Origin of the sequence: Halorubrum sp. SD690R, from assembly GCF_005435035.1 — an archaeon.
Classification (GTDB): domain Archaea; phylum Halobacteriota; class Halobacteria; order Halobacteriales; family Haloferacaceae; genus Halorubrum; species Halorubrum ezzemoulense.
On the sequence record NZ_SGTV01000016.1, the window covers coordinates 20,813 to 43,646 of the forward strand.

At 57.0% G+C, this 22,834-nt stretch carries 19 protein-coding genes and 1 pseudogene; 8 read left to right on the plus strand and 12 right to left on the minus strand.

The genetic code is table 11. From position 1 onward, the window contains the following. The 3 genes from EXE41_RS19950 to EXE41_RS11100 all read right to left on the minus strand — a co-directional run bounded on the left by EXE41_RS19950 (position 1) and on the right by EXE41_RS11100 (position 5,826). Positions 1-1,851, minus strand: a complete 1,851-nt coding sequence (locus EXE41_RS19950; protein WP_137691025.1) for an ADP-ribosylglycohydrolase family protein — start codon at positions 1,849-1,851, stop codon at positions 1-3. Positions 1,852-1,936: 85 nt separating this feature from the next. Then, entirely contained in the window at positions 1,937-3,712 is a 1,776-nt protein-coding gene (locus EXE41_RS11095; protein ID WP_137691026.1) for a HEAT repeat domain-containing protein, read from the minus strand. Further along, complete coding sequence (locus tag EXE41_RS11100) at positions 3,712-5,826, minus strand: VWA domain-containing protein (protein ID WP_137691027.1); 2,115 nt, start codon at positions 5,824-5,826, stop codon at positions 3,712-3,714. Before EXE41_RS11100 ends, EXE41_RS11095 begins: the two co-directional genes overlap by 1 nt. Before the next feature lie 318 nt (positions 5,827-6,144). On the opposite strand from EXE41_RS11100, the gene EXE41_RS11105 reads away from it, so the two are divergent. From EXE41_RS11105 to EXE41_RS11135, 7 genes and pseudogenes are all read left to right on the plus strand, one after another. Beyond that, on the plus strand, positions 6,145-7,710 hold the full coding sequence (locus EXE41_RS11105) for an ATP-binding protein (protein ID WP_158294413.1): 1,566 nt from the start codon (positions 6,145-6,147) through the stop codon (positions 7,708-7,710). A 148-nt stretch (positions 7,711-7,858) separates the two neighbouring features. Further along, entirely contained in the window at positions 7,859-9,409 is a 1,551-nt protein-coding gene (locus EXE41_RS11110) for a hypothetical protein (protein WP_137691029.1), read from the plus strand. Positions 9,410-9,979: 570 nt separating this feature from the next. After that, entirely contained in the window at positions 9,980-11,272 is a 1,293-nt protein-coding gene (locus EXE41_RS11115; protein WP_137691030.1) for a site-specific integrase, read from the plus strand. Between the two features lie 452 nt (positions 11,273-11,724). Next, positions 11,725-12,636 carry a ParA family protein gene (locus tag EXE41_RS11120; protein ID WP_137691031.1) on the plus strand — a complete coding sequence of 304 codons (912 nt, stop codon included), beginning with the start codon at positions 11,725-11,727 and terminating at the stop codon, positions 12,634-12,636. Positions 12,637-12,650: 14 nt separating this feature from the next. Further along, a complete protein-coding gene (locus EXE41_RS11125) occupies positions 12,651-13,073 on the plus strand; it encodes a hypothetical protein (protein WP_199240876.1) in 423 nt (140 codons plus the stop codon). A 552-nt stretch (positions 13,074-13,625) separates the two neighbouring features. Next, on the plus strand, positions 13,626-14,576 hold the full coding sequence (locus EXE41_RS11130; RefSeq protein ID WP_137691033.1) for a winged helix DNA-binding protein: 951 nt from the start codon (positions 13,626-13,628) through the stop codon (positions 14,574-14,576). After that, positions 14,573-14,764 (plus strand): annotated as a pseudogene (locus EXE41_RS11135) (hypothetical protein); the annotation flags it as partial. The gene EXE41_RS11130 and the pseudogene EXE41_RS11135, both read left to right, overlap by 4 nt. Before the next feature lie 156 nt (positions 14,765-14,920). Here EXE41_RS11135 and EXE41_RS11140 read toward each other — a convergent pair. Next, the gene (locus EXE41_RS11140; RefSeq protein ID WP_137691035.1) at positions 14,921-15,556 is read right to left on the minus strand and encodes an IS6 family transposase; all 636 of its coding nucleotides are present in this window, start codon (positions 15,554-15,556) and stop codon (positions 14,921-14,923) included. Between the two features lie 190 nt (positions 15,557-15,746). Here EXE41_RS11140 and EXE41_RS11145 point away from each other — a divergent pair, with 190 nt between their 5' ends. Beyond that, positions 15,747-16,511 (plus strand): GIY-YIG nuclease family protein, encoded by a 765-nt coding sequence (locus tag EXE41_RS11145; protein WP_137691036.1) that lies wholly within the window; start codon positions 15,747-15,749, stop codon positions 16,509-16,511. A gap of 96 nt (positions 16,512-16,607) precedes the next feature. Here EXE41_RS11145 and EXE41_RS11150 read toward each other — a convergent pair whose 3' ends face one another. The 8 genes from EXE41_RS11150 to EXE41_RS11185 form a co-directional block, all read right to left on the minus strand. After that, entirely contained in the window at positions 16,608-17,654 is a 1,047-nt protein-coding gene (locus tag EXE41_RS11150) for a restriction endonuclease (protein WP_137691037.1), read from the minus strand. Beyond that, positions 17,651-18,337 carry a hypothetical protein gene (locus tag EXE41_RS19640; protein WP_241987231.1) on the minus strand — a complete coding sequence of 229 codons (687 nt, stop codon included), beginning with the start codon at positions 18,335-18,337 and terminating at the stop codon, positions 17,651-17,653. The genes EXE41_RS11150 and EXE41_RS19640 overlap by 4 nt, the downstream gene beginning before the upstream one ends. Further along, positions 18,337-18,678 (minus strand): hypothetical protein, encoded by a 342-nt coding sequence (locus tag EXE41_RS11160; protein WP_094583343.1) that lies wholly within the window; start codon positions 18,676-18,678, stop codon positions 18,337-18,339. The genes EXE41_RS19640 and EXE41_RS11160 overlap by 1 nt, the downstream gene beginning before the upstream one ends. 482 nt (positions 18,679-19,160) lie before the next feature. Beyond that, positions 19,161-20,429, minus strand: coding sequence for a hypothetical protein (locus EXE41_RS11165; RefSeq protein ID WP_137691038.1), 1,269 nt, complete (start codon positions 20,427-20,429; stop codon positions 19,161-19,163). A gap of 328 nt (positions 20,430-20,757) precedes the next feature. Further along, positions 20,758-21,099 carry a hypothetical protein gene (locus EXE41_RS11170; RefSeq protein ID WP_158294414.1) on the minus strand — a complete coding sequence of 114 codons (342 nt, stop codon included), beginning with the start codon at positions 21,097-21,099 and terminating at the stop codon, positions 20,758-20,760. A 71-nt stretch (positions 21,100-21,170) separates the two neighbouring features. Then, the gene (locus EXE41_RS11175; RefSeq protein ID WP_137691040.1) at positions 21,171-21,530 is read right to left on the minus strand and encodes a hypothetical protein; all 360 of its coding nucleotides are present in this window, start codon (positions 21,528-21,530) and stop codon (positions 21,171-21,173) included. A gap of 32 nt (positions 21,531-21,562) precedes the next feature. Beyond that, on the minus strand, positions 21,563-22,486 hold the full coding sequence (locus EXE41_RS11180; protein ID WP_137691041.1) for a hypothetical protein: 924 nt from the start codon (positions 22,484-22,486) through the stop codon (positions 21,563-21,565). 15 nt (positions 22,487-22,501) lie between these two features. Continuing rightward, the gene (locus tag EXE41_RS11185; protein ID WP_137691042.1) at positions 22,502-22,825 is read right to left on the minus strand and encodes a hypothetical protein; all 324 of its coding nucleotides are present in this window, start codon (positions 22,823-22,825) and stop codon (positions 22,502-22,504) included. Positions 22,826-22,834 lie beyond the last annotated feature (9 nt).

Sequence of the window (22,834 nt, forward strand, 5' to 3'; positions counted from 1 at the left end):
TCAGCGACCCCCCAACTGAGTGGTGCTGGCTTGCCATTGCCTGTGCTCGAGTTCCGGATGCCGGACTGCCACACGCCGAAGCGATTCGTACATGACGTAGAGTTCTCCGACCATCGTGTTGGCTGTATCACGGAGCTGTGTAAGCTGATCCCCTGGATTGACGTCCTGTGACGTCTGTTGCCGCTCCGAGAGCCGAAGTTGTATAAGATGATCCAAGATAGCTCCCGTCCCGCTTGCCAGTTGGGGGAAGATCCCAGCAACCTCAGAGACAGCACCTGGGCGGTTAGCGATGACCTCTTCAGCGACAGAGGCGTCGAAGGCTGCCTCGATCTCTGCTGGCGAGTCGTAGCCGCCACTCTCGAAGGTTCCCAACAACGCTTCACCGGCCTCAGCGAACGTCCCTACTAACACTCGCGTCGCCCCCGCAATCGGATCCAGACGTTTGATGCCGACCGCTTCGGTCTCGTTTGCTGTTATCGGGTGCCGGATTCCTGTGAATGCCACGTACGCTCGAACGAAGGCGTCCGCTGCGGCCTGCCCATCGCGCTTGATTCGTTTCTGGTCTTGCTCGGGAAGTTCATCGAAAGCGTCGACAAACGGGTATTGTGGCACAGGGACGAGCGACGGCTGGGAGAAGCCTGACTCCTCATCGATGTTGATCCGTGGGCCAGTATATGCGGAACACCGATCACTGAAAACCGCGTACGCTCGCCGTTCCCAGTCAAGCATCGCCGCCGTCGCGGGTGTCAACTCATGATACGCAGTTCTGATACTACGATGTGGCGCAGGGTGTGGACGGTGTCCAATAGTCGCCTCCTGAAATTCGCTAGCGGAAATGTACGCAGGTCCCTCAATGGTACGTTCCCTGAAGGTGAGAGTTCCATCATCCATCGTCGTACAACGCTTGCCAGGAATCCGCATCCGGATCGTCAGCAACCGCTGTGCTAATCGCTTGATGCGGTCGGATTCCTCGATTGCGTCGGTCCATTGATTCGGAATGTCAGCTGCCCCAAATCGAGCACCAGCGACAGCGCCGGCGATCGCACCAATGGTGTCCGTGTCGCCACCACTATTTACAGCCTGAACGATCGCTGCTTCGGCGGACGCTGCGGTCAAACCGTAGTAGAGCCCAGCCTGAAGCGAGTCGACCACATACCCTGAGGTTCCAAGCTGGGCCTCAAACGCAGCAGAATCACGGTCGCCAGTAATCACTTCTCGGACCTGTGTAAGTGCCGTTCGAAGCTCGTTGGGAGCCGCATGGGTATCCGTAAGCGCAGTGTGGAGCGGATCGCGTTTGTCGCGAATCAGATTAGCGAGCGTCCGATTGAGAATCACACAGCCCCACCGGCAGCGCGGGTCAGCGTGTGTAATCGCCGACGAAAGCTGACTGACGTGGGTGAGTTCTGTTTCGAAGTGTCGAAACGCGATCGCGTACGGCGCACACCGCATGACACTCCCGTTGCCCGCGTTGGACCCCTCCGGTCGCGATTTCCAGACAGTCGAGCCAGCCTCCTCCCACGACGCGCCCTGTCTAATCTGAGACAGAGAATCGCGCGTCATCAATCCGATATCAAACGGGTTCGAATCGAGCCAGTTGACGAATCGATCTCCCACGTCAGGTGGATCAAAACCACGTCGATCAACAAGGCTCTCCGAGATACAGAGTGCCATTTCGGTATCGTCCGTGATCGTCCCTGGTGGCTGGCCATGCGTACCCTGGCCGAGCATCTCTGTCACTTCGCCGTGACGGGATGCGATCTGTTCGGCGCTGTTGAATTCGACCGGCCGACCGAGAGCATCACCACAAGCCAGCCCAAGGAGACACCCCGCTGCCTTATTCTCAATTGTCATAGAATTACGACGCCTGTCTGGTCGTATAATTCTATACCTGTGAACGCTGTCGACAGGGGCAGCGATCGGATCATTAAGACAAGCATCACTGGTTGATCTGGGCGAGCGCCCATGATGCCCGCTTGCGGACATCTGCGTTGTCATCCTCACGGGCGCGATCTTCAAGCTCCGCGGTCGCTTCGTTGGCAGAGAGATACCCAAGCGCCCAGCAGCCGTTCTCACGGACCCGTGGGTCATCATCCGCCAACAACTCAATAAACGTCGGTGTGACGTGCGCAACCGATTCTGGGAAATCGTCAGCGACGCGGCTCAACGCACCACTTGCGTTGATTCGAGTGTACGTGTCGTCAACCGTTAGCAAGGGAGCGATCGCTTCAGTGTACGGCTCAACGACGTCGGTGTGAATAATCGCCACATCGCCAATCAGCGCGATTGCGTTATTGCGGAGCTGTGGATTCTCAGCGCTAAACAGGGTCGCAACATCGTCAACAATCTCGACGGCAATACTCGGGTGTTCACCGACGACCCGACCGAGCCCAGCAGTCGCGTTTAATCGGACAGTGTCCGACAGCGAGTCATCAAGGATGACTTCGCCGAGTGGTTCAGCAACTGGTTTCACTGCTTCTGGATACTCACGTGAGATCCGCGAGAGGGCATACACCGCGTACGGGAGTGAATTAGCCTCATCTTCGATGATCGCCGCGAGTGCCGGAACCGCGTCCACAGCGTCTTCAGGACATTCATCAGCAATTGTCGCAATACATTTGCTTGCTTCACGCCGGACAGAGATTATGTTTGAGGAGAGATATGGAACAATATCATCAGCGAGTGGAACAACTGCCCCTGAGTCGGTATCGCCGATGGCTCTGAGGATGGCTAACACATCCGCTTGTGCGGAGCAATTTTCTTCTGCCAAGAACGTCTGGAGGACTGGAATGGCTGGCGTACACTCTGTTGGGCGCACTAGGGCGACTTGACGCAGGGCTCGGAGTGCGTTTTCATCTTGTCTCCTATCACCATCGGTGTGGTCTAAAATCGAGAGCAGCGATGAAACACGGACTTCCTTCGGATGCGTACTAGCGAGGCGGCGAAGTCCCAGTGCTTCCTCGGCAGGCATCGCTGCGTCAGCCGTGTACAGCTCCGGGGGCGGTTCAACCACAGAGAGCAACTCAATCGCGTCGACGGGGACTGTGAACTGGTCACTACCTGGTGCGAGCGGAGTACACTGGAGTGCTGGTGCTATTGAAGGTCGTTCGAGCGCCACAGCATCCATCGACACATCATGACAGAGCCGCTTTCGTTCGGCCCCATCGTCTATATATGTGATCTCAAATCCGGCCGCATCGGTGTAGTCGTCGAGAAACGACGAGAGCATCGACGCGTCCGACGGCATAATCCCGGCGGACGTAGGGAGCCCACCGTCGGTCACGATATCACGAACCCACAGGAGATCGGAATGAATCTGTCCCTGTTTGACTGCGGGGACGAACTCCCAGGCATGGTAGTGATCCCACTCGTCAACATCACTCAGATCGAGATCGTCGACAGCGATGTAGCCGTCTGCATCCGGGTGCAGGTCAGCGATGAGTGACAGCCGCTCGCGCCGGAGTGGGAACTGCTCGTACCGACCGTCGGGCTGTTTCTTGCCAAGCCACTCGTCCCAATCGTCGGGGTGGCGACCGACGATGTCGACGACACCCGGAATTGCGGCTTCCGCAGCCAGCGTCTGGTTCCCGATGGCGTAGACCGCGTGTGCCGTTTCGTGGGCAAGATAGCGTACCCACGCTAGCGGGACGGCGTCATGGTGGGGATGTGGATTCACGTCAACGGTCCAGTCTCGGTCGAACGCGAACACGAGCATCAGTCACGCACCTCCTGTGGCGTCGCGGCCGCCTGCTGACACAGTGTCTCTAAAAGTTCCACCTCCTGTTGTATCGACGCATCATCCACAGCCGCCATCTCGTCTGTGAGGTAGCTACGAAGTTGGTCGAACCGCTCAGTGTATCGGTCAGGAACAACCAACGGCACGGACTCACGCTCGTGCTGGCCGCGCTGGGTAGGGAGTAGCCAGTCGTCGACACCGGTCGCGCCGTCAGCGCGGTCATGAATGTCCGCCGTCCACGTCCGGAGTTCACGAGCGTACCGGGCCAGCGCAACCGCCTTTCTGACGCCTTCGTGCGCGTACGTCCCAGACTCGTCAGGAACCTTGACAGTGGCGCGCTCGGTGTACTCGCCACCGTCCCGTTCCGTCCACGAGGCGACCAGATCCAAGTCGGCGTCCGGGCTCGTCTGCTTGAGGCGAACAAGGACGACGCCGCCCCGAGCCTCGCCGTCCTGCTTGGCGGAGGGGAACAGCGTCCCGACGTGCATCAGGCGGTCGGTCGCGGCGTCCGCGGACGGCGATCCGTGAACCGCCTCGATCTCGTAGCCGTCTGCCTCGAGGTCAAGATTCAGGTCGTACACCAGCGGGGTGACCATGTAATCGAACTCCTCGCCTAGCCGGCGCTCAAACTCTGCGGCCGAGTGGATGAAGTAGTGGTTTGCTCCGCGGATGCCCGACAAGGTGTCAGTGAGTTCCGCGTTCGCGTCCAGTCCCATGCCGACGAACGTTGTGTGGACGCCCTCAGCAGCCGCGTCCGCGAACAGCTGCGTCAGTTCGCTGTCCCCCGTCGCTCCCGTGTTGGGCATCATATCGGTCATGAAAACGACACGGCGCTCGACGCTAGGACTGGGCGTCCCATCAACTAGCATGTCGACGGCCGCCTCGAACCCGTCCGCGAGGTTCGTACTGCCGCCAGCAGCGATCTCACGGATGTGGCGACGGATCGCCGGCATATCCGTCGTGCCGACATCACGGAGCGGTTTCGCGACGTGGGCACGGTGGTTGTAGAGGACAACGCCTAAACGGTCCTCAGCGTGAAGCTGCTCGGTAAGCGCGCACAGCGACCGTGTCGCCGCGTCGAGTTTCGTCGACGCTGCGTCCTCGGCTTCGTGCTTGCGGCCGTGTTCGTCGTAGTAGTACGCGTCGAAGGCGCTATCCATCGACCCGGAGACATCGAGGACGGCAACGAGGTCCAGCCGCGGCCGCTCGAACTCATCGACCGACAGCGTCGAATCCAGTCCTACCGATAGGTACCGCTCTGTCTCCCCACTGATCGGGTGGTCGCTCACGGCGGCCGAATAGCGCGGCGCGAACAAGGCCTCCGATTCGGCCCGCGTGCCCGTCTCGAAGTGATAGTCGTAGAACAGCCCCTCGTCGCTGATCGCCTCCGGCTGTGGCGTATAGCCGTTCGCGACGTTTTGTCGAAAGTTGGCCACGTCTTTTGCCCCACCAGCGGCGAGTCCGAGTGTCTCTGAGCTCGCTATGTCCGCGCTTGCTGGCGCGGGAGATGCGCTCTCAATCGCCTGATTTTCGAGGATCCGATGGTCCTCAGTAGAGTCTTGGAGTTCGAACACGTCGACGTGGCGCCCACAGGACTCACAAACGTAGTCGGGTGGGGAAATTGTCTCGTCGGTATCCATCGGCGCCCAGTCATCGACGAGCGATCGGTCGTCACGAACCCGATGAATAGTCGCCTCGGCATCGATGATTCCGAACGTATCCCCGAGCGAGAGCTGTGATGCCGCCTGTGTGACGGCAGACCCAGGTGCGTCAACAGTCTGCCCCGGTCGAAGCGCTCCTCCACAGTCAGGGCACTCATCACCACGACCGTTTGCTTCGGAGACAGGGACAGCGCCCAGTAGTCCCGAGATGTGGTGAGTTGCTCCAGTCTTCAGGTCAAGCAGTGTCTCACTGTCAGGTGTGGCGAGTACCGTGAACTGCCGCCCAGATTGATCGGCAACCAGCAACCGGTGGACGTGTTCTCCGTCGCAGTCGATGGCTCGCCGGGTGATGAATTCGACTGCGATGTCGTGACGTTGCCCGTCCTCTATGTCCGCGTACATCGTATCCATGGTGTCTGTGTGGCCTGTCATACCCCGGACAGCCAACGGGTGGTTGACGGCAGCGTGGACGCTCGCCCTGTATCGACAGGGAGAGTAACCACCATTACGATGAGCCTTTCCTACCTTTCACACCCACCGATATGCGACAGAGTGTGATAAATGCTTCGCTAACAAGCAAGGTATAGATTGTATTACGAAAATAAGACTCATCAGAGTGTTCTTTAGAACGATATGGGAGAGGTATACGCCCCTACAAGATTGGTTATTTACAGAAAACAACCGCTATGCTGTCGAGTATTGTGTCGAAACAATCATTGCGAAGGGCGTCGTGGGTTAGTCAACAAACCCATGCCCATCGACGCTGGTGACGCTCTCGTCCGGGCGCTTCACGACCATAATCCGTGGTGGGAACACGGGACAGAACCATTCTCACTCCCGGCACGGCAAAAGAGCGATTTCTATCATCTCGCCCGTCCCGACGAGTCCGGCAGCCAGTTCGAGGACCAACCGCTTCTCGGCCTCGTCGGACGGCGGGGGGTCGGCAAAACCACGCTCCTCCACCAGTTCATTCACCATCGCATCGAGACTGGCGACGATCCGGAACGATTCCTCTATCTTCCCTTCGACGCCGATCCGCTCTACCAACTCCAATCGGACGAACAGCTACGACGCGCAGTTCGGTACTACGAGAGCAGGGTTCTCGGCCGCATCGAAGCAGACCACCCACACTTCATCCTAATCGACGATGTTCACCAGATCGAGCATCCGAACAAGCCGACCATCGACGGGTGGGGCGTCCCCGTCGCAGAATTGCTCGAGGACGTCCCGGGACGACACGTCGTCGTGACCGCCAGCGCCGGCATTCAAGTCGAACGGGAACTCGAAAGCGTCGCGATGCCGGCCGAAGACTACGATATCCAGCCCATTCTCCCTGAGAAGTTCCGGGACTACCTCTTCACGCTGTATCCAGATCTTGAGGAAGAAGACACTCGCGTGAGCCCCACCTCTCTGCGAACCGGGGAGAACAGCCTGCCAGCGGCTCTCCGGAGTGGCGAGATCGAGTCACTCGTCGCAGAGCTTCGACAGAAGTACGAGAAGGTTGCAGACGTCGAACGACGCATCCAGTCACAAGTCGTCGACTATCTCGCGATGGGCGGGACCATCAGCTACGATCTTGACGGCGCCACCGAGTCGGCAGCGGACCTGACGGTGGATGACTACGCGCAGCTGCGCGAGGACGTTCGCGATGCCCTCTACCAGGAGGTTCCCGGCTTCGAATCGATTCAGACGATCGCAGATCTTGAACGCCTCTGCGCGCTCGCCGCCCGAAACCGGGGTGCTGAGCCGTTCCGGTATCAGGACCTCGTCGAACTGTTCGACGTCGACCGGCGGACGATCGCCGATAGCTATCTTCCCGCGCTGGCAGAGCTGTACCTGTTGACCGGCGTTACCGAGTACGACAATAGCCGGCCCCGGTCGGTGCGACTCTACCTCCGTGACACAGGGCTGGTGACCGCGCTCGCCGACGGCGACGCCTCGACCGTCCGCAACGATTTTGACCGCGAGGCCGACCTAGCCCGCGTCGCGGCGTTCGACCACACGATGCGGTTTGCCTACGGGATCAACGCTGTGCAAGGTAATGATGAACCGCCAGCTGTCCAGTACTGGCGCGGCCGGGAGGGTGAGGTCGACTTTGTCTTCGAGGTGGATGGCACTCCTGTCCCGATTGGGCTAGCGTATCAGTCACGTGAGCGTGAGGGGTCGCTCGAAGCCGTTCAAGAATTCAAAGAAGCGTACGACGTGCCACTTGGATTCATCCTCGCTGGTGATACGGTTCGAGGCAGACAACCTATTGAGGATCTCGGAGAGGGAATCATCCAACTTCCGTACTGGTTGTACTTGCTCCTATGCTAGGTCGCTACCTAATCGGTTGTGAGAACAGAACTAGGGACCTGTCGGTTGCCGCCCCTGGTGGAAGTCGTGATGGGTCGAGGTACCAGGAGACGACAGGGGGTTTGTATTGGGAGCAGATATTTAAGCTAACTTGACGTATTGTATGGAAATGACGGTTTTCGGCCGTCTTGGTGCCCTGTTCGTGGTCCTCGGCGGGGCAGCCCTCTTGTTCGTGGACGCTCTGCGTTCTCCACCCGGCCTCTGGTACGCGGTCACTGGTATCGTCGCCGGGACAGCAATGATGGCGTATACAGTGGTATCGTCGCCGTCTCCTCGACATCTACAGCCTGCTCCCGAGCCCACGTATTCGAGCACGTCCAGCGAGTCCACGACAGCTTCAGCGACGCAGCAGACCGACTCACAGCCAGTTAATACATCGCAGACAGCCGAATACACAGAATCAACCGATCAGGAGCCGGAAACAGCGAGCGACGACACAGATCCTTCGGAGCCGCCAACATCAGTAGAGAAGCCGAACCTGTCGTCGACCACAGTGAAACGTCCGCAGTACCTCCCTAAGAAGACCCAGTCGACGCAGCGAACAGGCTCGTACACCAATTCCTCCCAGACGAGGAAAACGGCGGGAGCGTGGACTCGCCGGAACAAACTCCTCACCTCCACAGCTTCACCAAGCCGGAGCTCATCCACTGGGACCGACAACCAGTATTTCACGCCGGTCGACTCAAGCCGCGAGGTAAAATTCGTCCAGATCGACACCAGATTCAGCTACCTCGACGTCGACTGGGGACCAGACTTCATCAGTCTTGACCCAGTCCCGGATCTCATCGAGATCGATGTCGGGCCAAGTGCCGTGAGCCACGAGCTGGTCCGCAGCCCAATCGAGATCAAGATTTCCTCGTTCCTCAAGGCCCTCCTCGCACCCACTCCACCTAGCACCTGTACCGCAGACTCGAACGACAGTGGGCGTCCGTCGACAGCAGCGGACAACCACGCTCGTCGGCGGACGGACGACACCGCCACCATCCGGAAATCGGCACTCCGCAATACCTATGAGACTCGGTATAGTGACCAAGACAGGCGCGTGAACCGTCGTCATAAGTCGCTTACAGCCACTAATAGACGGCAGCATCCAGTGGAGGCAGATCCGCAATTCGGCTCAGAACTGGAGAATCATCGCCCGACAGCAGCTGACACTAGCAGCTACGGTAGCCGTGAAAAGATGGACACATTTGACGACGTACGTTCCAGTGACCGTTGCTCCCTTAGCTGGGAGCCGGCCATGGACGAGGAACCGATCGGATTGCAGAATGTGGGTGTAGCTAAAGAGCCGGCAGTCAATGAAGAGTTGAATCGTTCACCGCCGCGGTGGGAGCCGCCGCAGTGGGATGCCGATCCTTTCGGACTGAGGGACGTCGACCCGGGGGTCTCCGAGCTTGAAGAATCAGTGGTGGAACCGGTTGAACAGCCAGAACTCGAGTTGGGAGTGTCCGACTGGGAGCCCGGAGTGTCGATCGAGGAACCCGTGATGGATGCGGAAACCGGGGCGGAGATGGTGGGCTTAGGCGAGTTTACGGAGCCGTCAGAAAGCGCAGTCGGGTTGGCTGGCCCCGGCATCGAAAACGGATCAAACCCATTGCTACCCGATGCGGAGAGCTTCTTTCCGGAAGAAGACGAGAAGGACGACTGGCTGATGTTCTGATGTCGCTTACATGGGTTAGCCGAGGCAAGTCAATAGGCTGTGCAGCCATCGCCCCCCAATACTTGTTTGAAGAGAGGCCTCGACGGTGACGTGAACCACGCGCCGATCCTGACGGCAGGCCGGTATGTCGAGTTGGTCGCTTCGGTGCCGCCTGACTGAGCGACGGATTCACTACCAGGTTCGCCGATTGGGAGTGGCAACGCTCTGTAGGCGGATCAAAAACACGCAATTTCCCGTGGTAGCTCGATGACTTCCCCCAGAATGGGCAGAACATAGCACCTCATAGGGAGATTGATCCCGAATTGGCGGAGATTTTCCCGAAGCTGTGGCGACTCACGGCTACTTTATTTGTATAGCAACATAGGATTTATACAATAGCGACCGAATTCAGCATCTATTTTCGGTGTTCACACAGACTCCAACAGTCTGTTTGTACCCAAAACCTATACTATAACTGTGAGAAACACGCTACCATCCAAAAATGCCGGACTTAGAATTGGGAATCGACTCAGCGAGGCGTTTCTCCCCGATTCATAGCCACGAACAGCGGATAGCGTGGAGGGCAACACAGTGAGCGACGTAACAACCCCGGAAACCGACCGGGACTGGGAAGATGTCGACGATGTGTCGTGGACCCTCCTCAATCTCGACGAACTCTTCGACGCGTATTGGGCTGTCGTCGCTCCAGTGATGGAGACAGACGGACTCGATCCAAAACGAGAGAAACCGACACACAGCTGGCTCCGCGACCACGGATTCCGACCGCTCCTTTACGCCCTACGGGAGTATCACGACAGAACCTTCGCGGAGTTCTGGCGCGAGGACCTCGAGCTCGACGCCGTAGAATCGGGCTACAACTGGGCAACCGACCACGAACGGACAATCGAGGCACTTGAGTCCTTCCTCACGTCACGGCGAGAACGCAAGGGCCTTGCAGAATCGTCAATCGATACCCTCCGCTACCGATTGAACCGCTATGTCGCCGCCTACTGCGAGGAGAATGGCACCGATGACCTCGTGACCCCCGTTGCTCGGGATGGTGATATCCCAGCCTACAAAGCAGTCGATACGTGTTGGGCAGCGTTCGACCGCCTACACGAAGATCTCGACGGTGGGCAAACCAAACGCCGAATTCATCTCGCTGTTTCGAACTGGTATGCGCATCTGGTGCGTCGGAAATGGGCTGCGGTGAACCCCGCTGACGGCCTCGACGACGAGTTTGACTGGTCGAACGGCAATGACGACGATTCGGATACGCCATGTCTCGCCACCGAGCACGTTCGCGCACTCTACAAGGCGGCAGACGACCAGGAGGACCGCCTCCTGGTACTTGCCCTGTGTGCATGGGGGCTTCGTCCGAATGAGGTGGCTAACCTACGAGCGCGTCAATTCGTTCTTGACGCCTCTATCGACGAAATTCCGTATATTACGTTCGAAGAGCGGAAGAACGGGCCCGGCGAGGTATCCCTCCTCTACGGTGAAGAGATACTCGAAGACCGCCTCGCGATGTTCGCCGATTACGAGGACTGGAATGGCTACCTGTTTCCGTCGCCACACGCCTCAGGCGGCTCGATTTCCCGGTGGACAGTCTGGAACCGCTTCACTCAGCTCGCTGAGCAAGCGAGTCTTCCTGACGAGATTGGTGGTGTATCACCCTCGCCAAAGATGGGGCGACGCTTCTGGTATGACGCCTATTCCTCGTCACTGGACGTCGTCCTCGGAAGCCTTGACGAGATTGCGGCCGAACAAGGAAGCGCGAGTGCCGACGTCGTCTTGCAGAATTATCTCTCAGATTCACGGGCCCGAAAGCTTCGTCGAGAGTATATGCGGGACCAGCTAGCTGCCGCCTTCGAAGAGGATTGACTGAACGCCAGAAGGGTCTCATCCGTGTCCGTTATCGGTGAATGCTTGAGCTCCATATCTCAGTAAATCACAGAATCAGTGAATCAAAGAGTTATTGAGTAATTGATTTTAGGATTCAGTGAATCATAGAGGAGCGCTGAGAATATCTGAATCACTAAATCAATGAATCAGTGAATCAAAGAGATATAGATTCAATGGATTACCTACCACGAGAAGTACAGAGTCACTGATTCAGTAACTGCCAGCAGCAAGCTCCAATCCCCAAGGAATCAACAAGCAAGGATTCCAGAATGCGTTGACTCAATGAATCAGTGATTCTTTGACCTTTCACCAAGTACAACCTATAAGCGCCTGTTAGCAGTTTATACCACAGAATACGGCACTTTAGTATTCCCAGAACGAGTTTAGATGTCTGACGTGGATTTATGAATCACTGAATCAATGATCAAATTATGACCGAACCACCTCGGGGATGGGGCGTCACATCATCAACTGGCATTCCCACGATCGCCTTCGGCAACCAGAAGGGCGGAACGGGAAAGACAACAGCAACGATCAACAGTGCCGCGGCACTGGCCACTCGCGATCACGATGTCCTCGCGATCGATATGGACCCACAGGCCGACATGACGAAAGGCCTTGGACTGGGACCGGGCGACGACAACGATCCCTCAAGCCCAAAAAACGATCTTCCGAATAGGCTCGCAACCGATGACGCAAATCTTCTCGACGTCCTCGTCGACAATCCGCGCACAGACAACACGACGCTGTCAGAAATTATGGTCCATAGCGACGAGTACGAGCACCTGAATTTCGATCTTGTGCCGAGCCACAAGGATATGGGGCTTGCCCGAGATTGGATGGACGACGCAGGTGCTCGGCTGTCGTTGAAACTTGCGCTCGAAGAATTGGTGGACGACGGCTACGATTACGACTTTATTCTGATTGATTGCCCACCGGATCTCTCAGTTCTGACAGATGCGGCGTTTATCGCGGCACAGAACGTCTTCCTGGCTGCGCAAACCCAGGCGACATCCCGTGATGCCCTCGACGACCTCTGGGACCAGCTGGAGTCGATTGAGACCAACCAACAGATCGAGATTGCGATCGTCGGGTTGCTAGCGAACATGTATCGAGACGATGGGCAGTCACAGAAATTCCTTGCCGCTTTTGATGAGTCATACGCATCACTGGCGCCGATATTTAAACTCCCAATGCGCGTAGCAATTCAGCGTGCCTGGGACAATGGGTGTGATATCTTCGAATGGGAGGACGCAAACGACCAACAGGTCGAGCGCGACCTGTTCGAAGAAATTGCGGAAACCATGGAACGAGCCTTCGACAAAACGCAGGTGGAGGTGTAATTATGCCCCGAGGAATGGATGAGCGGTTTGAGAACCCATCAGAAGACCCAGAAGAGGAAGAAGCCGAAGCCGACGAGAAAGACGAGGCGGCAGAAAGAGACGACCGCGAAACACCAGGTGCTCCTACAGAGCAATCAGAACAGCAGGAGGCTACTGCCACAACGGAGGCTGCGACGGGAGAAGCAGCAGACGCTGATGAAGGCCCTCTGAACATCCGAGAAGACTGGGATTCAGCCACGATATACGTTGAACCGGAACAGAGTGAAGACATCGAGGTCACGTTCACGCGGCTCAAAAAGCAGCTGAAGCGGGATGGCATCACCCTGGAAAAGAACAAACACTTCTACCGAGCGATTTTCGAAGTGGCATTTGGAGAGTACCGCGAAGAGACGAAAGAGAAGATTCGCGAACTCGCAGGGGAGGATGCCGATCAGTGAATCAGTGATTCTTTGAGTCATGGATCGAATGGGGGAGACTACTAGAGTATCACCTAGTTCAATCACTGTGAACTACCCCACCCTACTCAGCCGCTGACGCGGCTTCCTTGAGGGTGTCGTCAGAAGCGGAGCTTCTGATTGTTAACCAGAACCGATCAATTCCGTCGCGTACGCCCGACTCAGGCGATCCCGAAACGCGTAGAATATTACTGAGAGTGTTAACCGAACACGGATGATCCCCGCCCTACTCGCTCGCGTTGCTCGCTCATTGAGGACGGGGGCTTAGCGCCTACATTCAGCTAAACCGCGTCTGATTCTAGTTCGCCGTCGTTCACGAAAGATAGAATCAGCAGTGTATCGTCCGCAGCCTTCCTGCTGTCGGGGGGCATGATGTCGGTGTATTTGTCCGCAATTTGTCTTGCGTGCTCGTCTCCTCTCCGTGAATTTGGTCACTGGTGATGATTCTATGACAGAGGTAGCAATAGTGGATCAGATTTCGTCAACCTAAATCAAAAAACGTACTTATAGGTATAGTGCTTAGAGTGGACAGAGATGCTTACGAAGGCCGGACTCGCCGTCATCGACGCGTTGAGCACCGGCCGGGAAGCAACAGCAGCTGATCTCGTGATGGACACTGAGTATTCGCAGACTCATCTCTACGACGTACTCGACAAGTTACTCGAATCGGGGTTGCTCGCCGAACACCGTGGGCCAAACAACCAGCGGGAAGTCTCCCTCACAGACCACCCGGTCGTCGAAGCATACCGGGCCCTTCGATCCGAACTCGGACACGTCGAGTGGCCCGACCTCCTCTCGCCGGCCACACTCCGGGTTTGCTGGTATCTCGACGAGCCCCGACACGTGTCCGCGATCGCCGAGCGACTCGGTATTACCCGGCAAGGTGTCCACAAGGCGCTGTCACCACTCAAGCATCGCGCGATGCTGTCCCCATCGGGCCCGGAGTATGCGTTAAGTGAGGACCTCTCGCCGCTGCTGACGTTCGCTCGTGCAGTCGTCCGGCACGAACACCGGTCGCGCGTCCGAGGACTTGCACCGAGTGCGACCGTCAAATGGTGTGATCCGAAGCGAGCACTCGTCCGCGTACAGACAGCCGAAGATACGGAAGCACTCAAGGCCGCCACCGACTGGCAACTGACCGGGCTTGCTCGGTTTGTGGAGTACGGCCTGCAGTTCTTCCTCGCCGGCGAACCCGCGTTCTGGTATGCGCCCGACGAGGAGCTCACACCTGCCAACGTCGTGTGCCACACGCTCCTCCTTGATAGGGGGTCTCGTCGCGTCAGCTATGCGATGCTCCTTATCGAGACGTTGGATATCGATCAAGAGACGCTGACAGAGACTGCGCAGTGGTACAGTCTGGAGTCGACAGTGGCTGCGATGTATCGGACACTCCACGGAGAGTTCGACACCACAGACGACCTTCCTGCCGCCCTCCCGAGTGAAGCAGAATTCAGGGCGCTCAAAGATCAGTACGGGGTCGCATGACTGTATTCAGTGGTAGCGAGGCGATCAAAGCGTTTCTTAAAGAATTCGACAGTTGGCTGTCGGAGTCCGTGACGGTGTCTCTCCTTGGGGGATCGGCGATGACAGTTCATGGGTTGAAAGACCAAACCGAAGATATCGACCTCGCGCTGGGTGTGGTATCTGAGTTCGAACATGTCGACGCGACGCTCTTCGTTGGCGATGACGACGATTATGACGATGTCTCCGATATCCCGATCGAACGGTTCCACGACGGTTCCGCGTAGACACCCGTTCGAAGACCTCCAAATCGGTGTAGTTGACGAACCGAAAAGCCATGAACTCAGGGTGTCATAGAAGCGTAGTGTTCAGATAAGCTGATTCCATGCGAAAGCGAATGATCTGAGCCACTCGTCAGCAGTTTCTGCTTTGGCGTTGCTAAAACAGTTTGAAAAACTGGTAGTTCGGCGTTTTACCTCACGAAAGACACGTTCGACGCTGTTCCGATTTCCATGTCGTTCGTATCTGAAATCGAGGCCATGTTTGCGACAGGCTCGCTGAAGTGAAGCTGATCCATCTACGAGAACGGTTGCGTCATCCACGTCGTGTTTGTCACGGAGATCAGCGAAAAACCGATCTGCGAGAGCGTTATTTGTCGTCGGCTCAAGCTGTGTGTGAAGCAGATCGTTCGTTTCCGGATCAACCGCAGCGTACAGCCAATATTGTTCGTCATCAAGTCGAATCACAGTCTCATCAACCGCAACGTGATTCGGGCTCCGACCAGATTCCGGCTGTAGATCGGCTTTGTGAACCCAGTTGTGAACGGTGGAGCGCACTCTTTCAACACCGAATACCTCAAGAAACGAAACAGTATTCGAAAGCGATAATCCTGCTAAATGAAGCTGAATACTGAGCTTCATCAACAGCCGCGGTGTTGCCTCTCGCTCCACAAACTCTAAGTTGATCTCGTCTAAACAGCCGTTGAGGCGGTCGTTTTCGGGCATAGATCACTTTGAAAACGCACCGCCTCACCTTTCAATCCTTATCTGAACACCGCGCATAGAAGAGTTGTCACGGTGGTTTTATTTCACAACCTCAGAGCCGAATTAGCCATAAGAATCTGCTTGCATAGACAAGACTCTCGTATCTTATTCACCAACAGATATTTTGTAGCCGTTGTGAGTACCCACAATAATGTCGGAATTTACACTGACCGTTAATGAACATCATTTCAACTATGTCTCTGAAATTAAACCGGAGCGGTCAAATAATGGCGTTGTTGAGGCGCTGACGCCACAGCAAAGGTACCGAGAAGCAAATTCATCATATGTCCACAGGTACGGATGGGGGCCATTTTGTAGATTCTCAATCCCAACCCAATGGACCGGAAAATCCGGTGTCTACGTACTATGTAGCTGCAATGAGATCATGTATGTTGGCGAAACTCAAGACTTAGCGGTTCGGTTCAATCAGGGATATGGGACTATATCTCCACGGAATTGTTTCGATGGGGGGCAGGAAACGAACTGTCGAATAAATACACACATCCGTGACGAAGTGATTGCAGGGAACTCTGTATCCCTATTCTACCGAGATACGGAGAACAGATCAGAACTCGAATCAGAGCTGGTAGAGCACATCAATCCGCCGTGGAATAGGGAGTCCAGCGGAAGCCCCCAAGCGATAAATGGGTCATATCAAGATACTACCGGGTATCAAGGCAAATATCTGCCATTGAAGCAGTACCTACAAACGGTAGACGAGAATCATCTCAAGCTTAGCTTCTCAGAGATCGAGGAAATTCTCGGATTTGGTCTTCCAAAGTCAGCCCACAAATTCGACGCGTGGTGGTCTAATGGCAGCAAACCGCACTCTTATGCGTGGTTAGATTCGGGATGGAAAGTATCTGATTACAGCTTCTCAAATCAGACAGTTCAGTTCATCCGCACTCAACAGTAGACCTCTCCAATCTGAACGTGAGGTGTATACCCTGTACTGAGCGATTCTGGTTCAGGGCGTGGGAAGTCTTCTATGACACCCTCATGAACTAACTATTCAGTGTCCGGCTGCAGGATGCGTATCGTCGTCTCGATCGGTATCAATCGGTTCGTAGCCGTAGTCCATCCCCACAGGAGTAAAGCCAGGAACGTAGCTGAACCGTTTGCCAGGCTCTCCGTAGGAGAACATCGCGGGGAGAGTGCCCCGATCAACACGAGCGTTGTACTGTGGAGGCCATTTGTTGAGTTCAGTCGTCGGCTTGTACACTTGAGGCGCAGGAAGCGCACCCCGTTCAAGATCCCGTAGATCGAGAATTCGAACTTCGAACTGCCGGGCGAGCTCCTCAGCCCGAGGTGTGATCTCGGTTGTATGACAGAGGATCGGCATTGCTCGGCAGGCAAACGCTATCGTACACAGCCGGAAGATCGTCGATGGCGTGATCGTGTCGCTTGTCCAGTCTTTACACTGCGCAACGATCCAATCAGTCGGCTTCTGTTGTTTTGGCTTTCGGCTGGCGACGACATCGACCTCAAGACCGAACAGGTGCTGGCGCGTTTCTGCTCGATACCCCCACCGCATCAACGCGCTCTGGAGTTGATACTCGAGCCATCGCCCATCGCCAACCCCACGCCCAGCCACGTCTGCATAGACAGATCGGTGAGTAGAGAGCCTCTCAAGCTTCGTGGTGTTGTCCGTCGACTCCTCAAAAAGTGCGTCCTGAAGGATGACGATGTGGTCTCGAATCGTTTCGAGTGTTTGCTCGATCGAATACTCTTGTGAGGTGTGGTCGTACCCCTGAATGGAGAGATCCTCAAGCAGCCGATCGAGACGTAATTCGATATGATAGAGTGCCTGAGCAGGGCCATCCCACGTCACCACCTCATAATCGTCTTGGGACGGGGGATGCTCCGTATCCCCAATCTGTCGACGAGTCGTTTTGAGCGCGTACAACGCGAGGAACAACCGCCGCCGTGTGGTGACAGTTTGGACGGTCGTGAGTGTCTCTTCATCTGAGAGAGCGTCCCGGAACGCCTCAGTCGCGTCGATAAGCTTGGTGAGTCCACGATCGAAGCCCGGTGGAAGCGAGAGTGATTGGTCCGTCATTGAGAGAGCGGGCTGGGAGTAAAATCGTGGCGAGTCAGTGCGGTCTCTGAAAGCGGTCGGAGCGTTGGCTGTCCGTGAGTGCGAAGGTGGTGGTAGAACTCGTCTGTCGTCGCAGGATACCACTGTGGGCTGTCGCGCTCGCGGTAGCGGAGCTCGCCGTCGACAGAGACGACCACACCTTGTGTAGTTGTAGCCGTCTTCGCGAACACGAGCGCAGGTGGGTCTGGACGCGCCCAGCTGTCACGGATCCACTCAACCATCGTTTCGAGCGGTGTCGGGTCGACGGGATCAGGGTACCGGGCGGCTGCTGGTGCGCGTATCGCGACGTCCTCGACACGGTCGCTACCACAGGAGCGCCACCCCGTGCCAGTCCACTCGAGTTCACGGCGTGTCCAGGACTCGCCTGTGCTGTCGGGTTCAAACCGGAGGCGACGCGGTGGCGCACTCTGTGGGTTCCATTGAACCAGGCAGGCCCCGTCGTCAGCAAGCGTGACGTCATCGCGACCGCGGTGAGACGCGAACAGTGCGGCGTCGATCTGTGCCCGTGCCCGCCGCAGAGTTGCGAGTGGATCGCCACCCAGCATCGAAACGACGTCGTCACCATCGTTGACAGCCTCGAACAGCCGGTGGAAGTTGGAGTCGATCTCTCTAAGCGTCTCCAGTTCACGCTGGGAGTCAGCCATTAGGCGCCCTCCGAGTCCGGCTTGTAACACGCAGTCTGGAGTCGACGGATGTGTTCGGCAAGCGGTTCGGTCGCGTCCGTAGGAGCGACGGACTTCGATCGGTCATCAAACGCGACTGCGCCGCACTCATCGAGCGTCTCGAGATGCGACTGAGTCAACGAGATGTAGACCGAGGTGCGTTCGTTGCTCCCGATTTTACTGGGGTCGATCGCGTTCTCAATGGCAGCGATTTCGACGGCCAGATCATCAGCCGAAATCTCTCCACGTGACTGTGAGAGTGAGAGCAAGACGCGGCGACGACGGCTGTTCGCGATTGCGTTGAACGCACTGTCTGGATCCATCGGGATGGCAGAAACGGTCGGATCGTCAGTAGCATCGGTCACTCAGATCGCCCCCACGGTGATTGTTTGACCGGTGTTTCGGTGGCGATGGTTCAGCGGGATTGTAGAACTGGACTGTGCAACGCGGTGTGTCTGTGGGCCGGTGTCGAGTGAAGTCCTCTGAAAAGCAGAGTTATCACTCCTGACCCTGTTTTGATTGATTGCTGTCATTGGCCGGCAGCACGATTCCTCCGGCGTCCTAGCGCCGGAGGGTTCCGTTAGGGCTCGTGCGTGAGTTGAAGAGAATCAGTTGTGACTTTTATATGAGTGTCACAAATTTGAAATTGGTTATTTTGCCTTTTGAGCGCTTCTACAGTTGGAATTTGCTTCTGTTCTTAATTGTGTCTTAAATCATACCTCACCTACCACCGGTGGTTAAAAATAATTCTCCTAGAGCATTGAATCTCAGACACAAACGACGAGGGAACCACAACAGCACTAAATTAGAAACAGGTCGGTGTTGCTGGCCTTCGCCCATTCATAGCCGAATAGTTCTCTTGGACGTCAATCCGGGAGTCGTCTGTCGTCGTGATAACGCCGTCTTCGCGTTGCATGAGTCTGACTGTGTAGTTCGTCCCCTTGGGTACACCCGCGACCTCGATGAGCGTGTCGGCGTCCTGCTCTGTGGCCGCGTTCCGGTAGCGGATGTGGAACTCGGATCCATACCGAACGCCCGGTGACTGATCAAGGCCCCACCCGTTTGGCGTCTCCATGAGTCGGTCGTCGAACGCTGGGTGAGCCACGCCGCCGGGACTGTGCTGTCGCATCCAGCGGACGGCCTTATCTCGAAGATCGCTGGCTGAGGTGGTGGATTGGACCTTGGTGTCAAACCCATCCGGGATCATCGCCGCGTCGGCCCCAGAGACGCGACTGTCGTACACTTTCAGGAACGAATACTCGCCGTAGGTGTGGTGGAGTTCGACTCTGCGCTCGGGCCCGATCTCGCTTCGCCAGACCTCACGCGAGAGGGAGGCGTGGGGGTCGTACTTCCAGCCGTTGAGTTTCATCGGCACACCGGGACAGAAGTCCCACCCTCCATCGAACGGTGTCTCTGTGCGGGGGACGATATCGATTCCGCCCGGCTCCCACGCGAGATACGGGTCGTCGGCGTCTTCCGTCGACTGCTCGAAGTAGAACTGCTTGAGGTGGGCACTCCCTTGTGTGTGCCACCGGCCTTGGAGTATCCGGAGCAACTCTGAGGTCTCCATGGTCGTCGTCGTCCACTCGTACCGCTCTGGCCGGTGGAGCACGACGTCGAACACGTTCTCCGTATCGTGAGCTGCCCAGATGGCGTAGTCCCAGCTCCAGCCGGACGGATGTCCGGTTGGTCCGTTGCCGTCAGTTGCGTGAAGGACGGCTTCGGAGTCGTAGAGTGGCTCGATATGCTCGCGTTCGGGCTGGCTCTCGTGCCACGGCTTCTCGGTCGTAGCTTGTCCGAAACTCCCCAGTCCGACTTGGTCCTCGAACAGGGTATCGAGAGTGATGCTGTTCGCGAAGTCCTCGTGAGCGTCGATCGCGACCGTCTGTCGGGTCACCGGGGGGTTCTCGCCCGGCACGTCCCGTGGCTCGCCGATGCCGGCTTTGAGCCGGTCGATCGCGTCCTGTTTGGAGTCTGCCTCCCAGTACTGTGCGTCGACGAATCGGGCTCTGAGGATCGCCCAACAGTCGTCTGCGAACGGCGGCCGGATCGAGATTGTCCACGATGAGCTCATTTGGTTAGTCGACTGGTCGGCGCATCAACCAGGCTGCCCTGTCGAACATGTCTTCGCGACTCCCACGGGTCTGTTCGCTGTCCGGCTTCATCAAGACGTACGAGCCGTCGGGGATTGCTTCTTTAATGACACGAAGCGTTCCCGCTGTCGGGTGAGTCCAGATGGCGACTTCTCGCCGGGGGACCTCCGGTGTGCCGCATCCACCGACGGTGTGTTTGGCCACCTCCCAGAGCCCCGGCGGCTCGCCGTTGAGTGGGTCGAAGTGGTCCCAGTCTCCGGGGTACGGTCCGCCGCGGCCGTATTGCGTGGATTTGGTTGCGGACATGATCTACTCGTCGGCCTCGCGAATCCCCCACGGATCGTCGTGGACCCGCACCTCGTACTCAGTGAGGTCCTCTCGGAGGTAGTTTCTCGGGTAGTACGTGTAGCGTTCGTCGTCGAGGACCCAGACGACGACGCCGTGTTCGTACAGCTCCAGTACGTACCGGAATTCGACGGCAGTGTTTTCGCCCACCGTGTTCTGTCGCTCGATCACGTCGCCAACGTTGAACGAGATTTCCGTCTCGTCGTTAGCCGCCTCATATTGGCTGTTTCGGACGGTCCCCGTCTTGGGAAGTTCGTTCTCGTCGTACGCTTCTCGCAGGTGTTCGGCTTCGATGGTGTTTTGCATCATTTCTGTTTGGATCTTCTTCTCCGCTGCTTTTCTTCGGGAGTTACAAACTCTCTCTTTTGAGTGGGACGCTACTTTGCGGTGGCTGCCGAGTCTGTCGTTTGGGAGTTGAACGACTGGTTTTCGTGGAGGTGGACGTTGATCAGCTCTTCGAGCGAGCGAAGCGCCACCGCCTCGAGAATCGAGTCGGCGTACTCCGACTCTTGGTACTGTCGGTACGTCTCGAACTCGTCGGCACACAATGTGTGGATGTCCCGAATGTCTCGCAGCACGTCGAGCGTGTCGTGATCGCCTCTGTCCAAACCCATCAGCAGCCAGTTCTGGTGGGCAATTTCGTGGGCTGCGTCGACGCGCGTGAGATTTTCATCGGACTCGTAGTAGTTGGTCGCTTCATCCAAAACATCCTCCAGGTAGGCAGGTATCGATTCCATCCTTCACCATCTTCTGGGGGGTACAAACTCTCCTACGAGAAGGTGGACTGCTGGTCTGCCGACCCGACTGTGTCGGCCGGTCTCGGTCCGAGCGTTGGAATACTCGACTCGCTGAGTGCGGCCTCCAACTGGTCGCTGTCGATGAGATCGCTTGTGAGCAGGCTCAACTCGCCAGCGAGTTGGACCAACGGACACGTGTCGTCGGTGAGGTTCTCCGAGCCCTTCGCCGAAAGGTACGACGTTGTCTCGGGCGGGGAGCGCGGTTGTGCGTCCTTCGGGAGCGTGACGGAGTTAATCGTCCCGCTGAAGTTCCGGATCAGTCGGACGAGGCCCGTATTCACACGGGGGGGGTGGATGTTGACGTTGACGCCGCCCTCGAGAGCAGACTCGACAGTCGTGAGAATCTCCTTGAGGTGGTCATAGCTCTGTGTCCGCGGCGAGAGCCCTCGAATTGCGAAGTCCGTCGGATTGTTGATCGCTTGAACGCCAGTACCGGTCTCTGTCTGGTACAGCAGGTGCTCGATACACGCTCCAGTCATCTCGAACGGTGGAACTACCGGGATGATGAGCGTTGGTTCGGTCTTGAAGTCGTAGTTCGCGTACAGCCGGACGGCGTCTGCGATCGCGTCTCTTGAACTACCGGTGTAGCTCACGGGGAGGACTTCGTCAACGTGGACTTCATTGGCCACCTCGAACAATTCGATTGGGAAGTTGCTTCCCGGTGGGCGGTTGTCGACGAGCCGCACGTTCTGTGTCCGCCGGAGCGTTCTGGCGACTCCTTTCGGGTTCGTACACGCCTCTTCGAAGCTGACAGTGCGGTACGGCCAGAAGTCCCCACCGATGTCCGAGACGAATCTGTTCTCGTCGAGTCTCGGGACGAAGACGTCGATATCCGAACGCGACGCGATACGGGTTCGGTCGCCGTCGTCTGCGATGTGTTGAGTGAGTCTGTTCATTGGAACTGGTGTGGGTCACTGGACAAGCGATTCGTCGATGGACGCTGCCCAGAAGCCGGGATTGATCCCGTACTCCTCGCCTTCGACAGTGATCTTCTGGGGAAGGGCACTGACTTCGAACGTGGAACCGACTCGCGCGGTGACCATCCATGTCAATTTGTCCGCCACAGCAGCATCGAGAAATACCGAATCTCCCTCTGTGGTGAAGAACTTCGCTGGGACGCCCCAGTATTCGTCTGTCTCGCTGTCGACGTGCTTGTCGAACAGGTGGGCGTCGAGGATGCCTTCGATCCGACCTTCTGTCTGGACTCTCGTGACTTTCTCTTCTTTGAGCTCCATTTCACCTTT

What these genes read in the sequence shown, in the direction of transcription:
- EXE41_RS19950 (WP_137691025.1), bottom strand. Translation starts at nt 1,851, where the DNA reads ATGACAATTGAGAATAAGGCAGCGGGGTGTCTCCTTGGGCTGGCTTGT.
- EXE41_RS11095 (WP_137691026.1), bottom strand. Translation starts at nt 3,712, where the DNA reads ATGCTCGTGTTCGCGTTCGACCGAGACTGGACCGTTGACGTGAATCCA.
- EXE41_RS11100 (WP_137691027.1), bottom strand. Translation starts at nt 5,826, where the DNA reads ATGACAGGCCACACAGACACCATGGATACGATGTACGCGGACATAGAG.
- EXE41_RS11105 (WP_158294413.1), top strand. Translation starts at nt 6,145, where the DNA reads ATGCCCATCGACGCTGGTGACGCTCTCGTCCGGGCGCTTCACGACCAT.
- EXE41_RS11110 (WP_137691029.1), top strand. Translation starts at nt 7,859, where the DNA reads ATGACGGTTTTCGGCCGTCTTGGTGCCCTGTTCGTGGTCCTCGGCGGG.
- EXE41_RS11120 (WP_137691031.1), top strand. Translation starts at nt 11,725, where the DNA reads ATGACCGAACCACCTCGGGGATGGGGCGTCACATCATCAACTGGCATT.
- EXE41_RS11125 (WP_199240876.1), top strand. Translation starts at nt 12,651, where the DNA reads ATGGATGAGCGGTTTGAGAACCCATCAGAAGACCCAGAAGAGGAAGAA.
- EXE41_RS11130 (WP_137691033.1), top strand. Translation starts at nt 13,626, where the DNA reads ATGCTTACGAAGGCCGGACTCGCCGTCATCGACGCGTTGAGCACCGGC.
- EXE41_RS11140 (WP_137691035.1), bottom strand. Translation starts at nt 15,556, where the DNA reads ATGCCCGAAAACGACCGCCTCAACGGCTGTTTAGACGAGATCAACTTA.
- EXE41_RS11145 (WP_137691036.1), top strand. Translation starts at nt 15,747, where the DNA reads ATGTCGGAATTTACACTGACCGTTAATGAACATCATTTCAACTATGTC.
- EXE41_RS11150 (WP_137691037.1), bottom strand. Translation starts at nt 17,654, where the DNA reads ATGACGGACCAATCACTCTCGCTTCCACCGGGCTTCGATCGTGGACTC.
- EXE41_RS19640 (WP_241987231.1), bottom strand. Translation starts at nt 18,337, where the DNA reads ATGGCTGACTCCCAGCGTGAACTGGAGACGCTTAGAGAGATCGACTCC.
- EXE41_RS11160 (WP_094583343.1), bottom strand. Translation starts at nt 18,678, where the DNA reads ATGGATCCAGACAGTGCGTTCAACGCAATCGCGAACAGCCGTCGTCGC.
- EXE41_RS11165 (WP_137691038.1), bottom strand. Translation starts at nt 20,429, where the DNA reads ATGAGCTCATCGTGGACAATCTCGATCCGGCCGCCGTTCGCAGACGAC.
- EXE41_RS11170 (WP_158294414.1), bottom strand. Translation starts at nt 21,099, where the DNA reads ATGCAAAACACCATCGAAGCCGAACACCTGCGAGAAGCGTACGACGAG.
- EXE41_RS11175 (WP_137691040.1), bottom strand. Translation starts at nt 21,530, where the DNA reads ATGGAATCGATACCTGCCTACCTGGAGGATGTTTTGGATGAAGCGACC.
- EXE41_RS11180 (WP_137691041.1), bottom strand. Translation starts at nt 22,486, where the DNA reads ATGAACAGACTCACTCAACACATCGCAGACGACGGCGACCGAACCCGT.
- EXE41_RS11185 (WP_137691042.1), bottom strand. Translation starts at nt 22,825, where the DNA reads ATGGAGCTCAAAGAAGAGAAAGTCACGAGAGTCCAGACAGAAGGTCGG.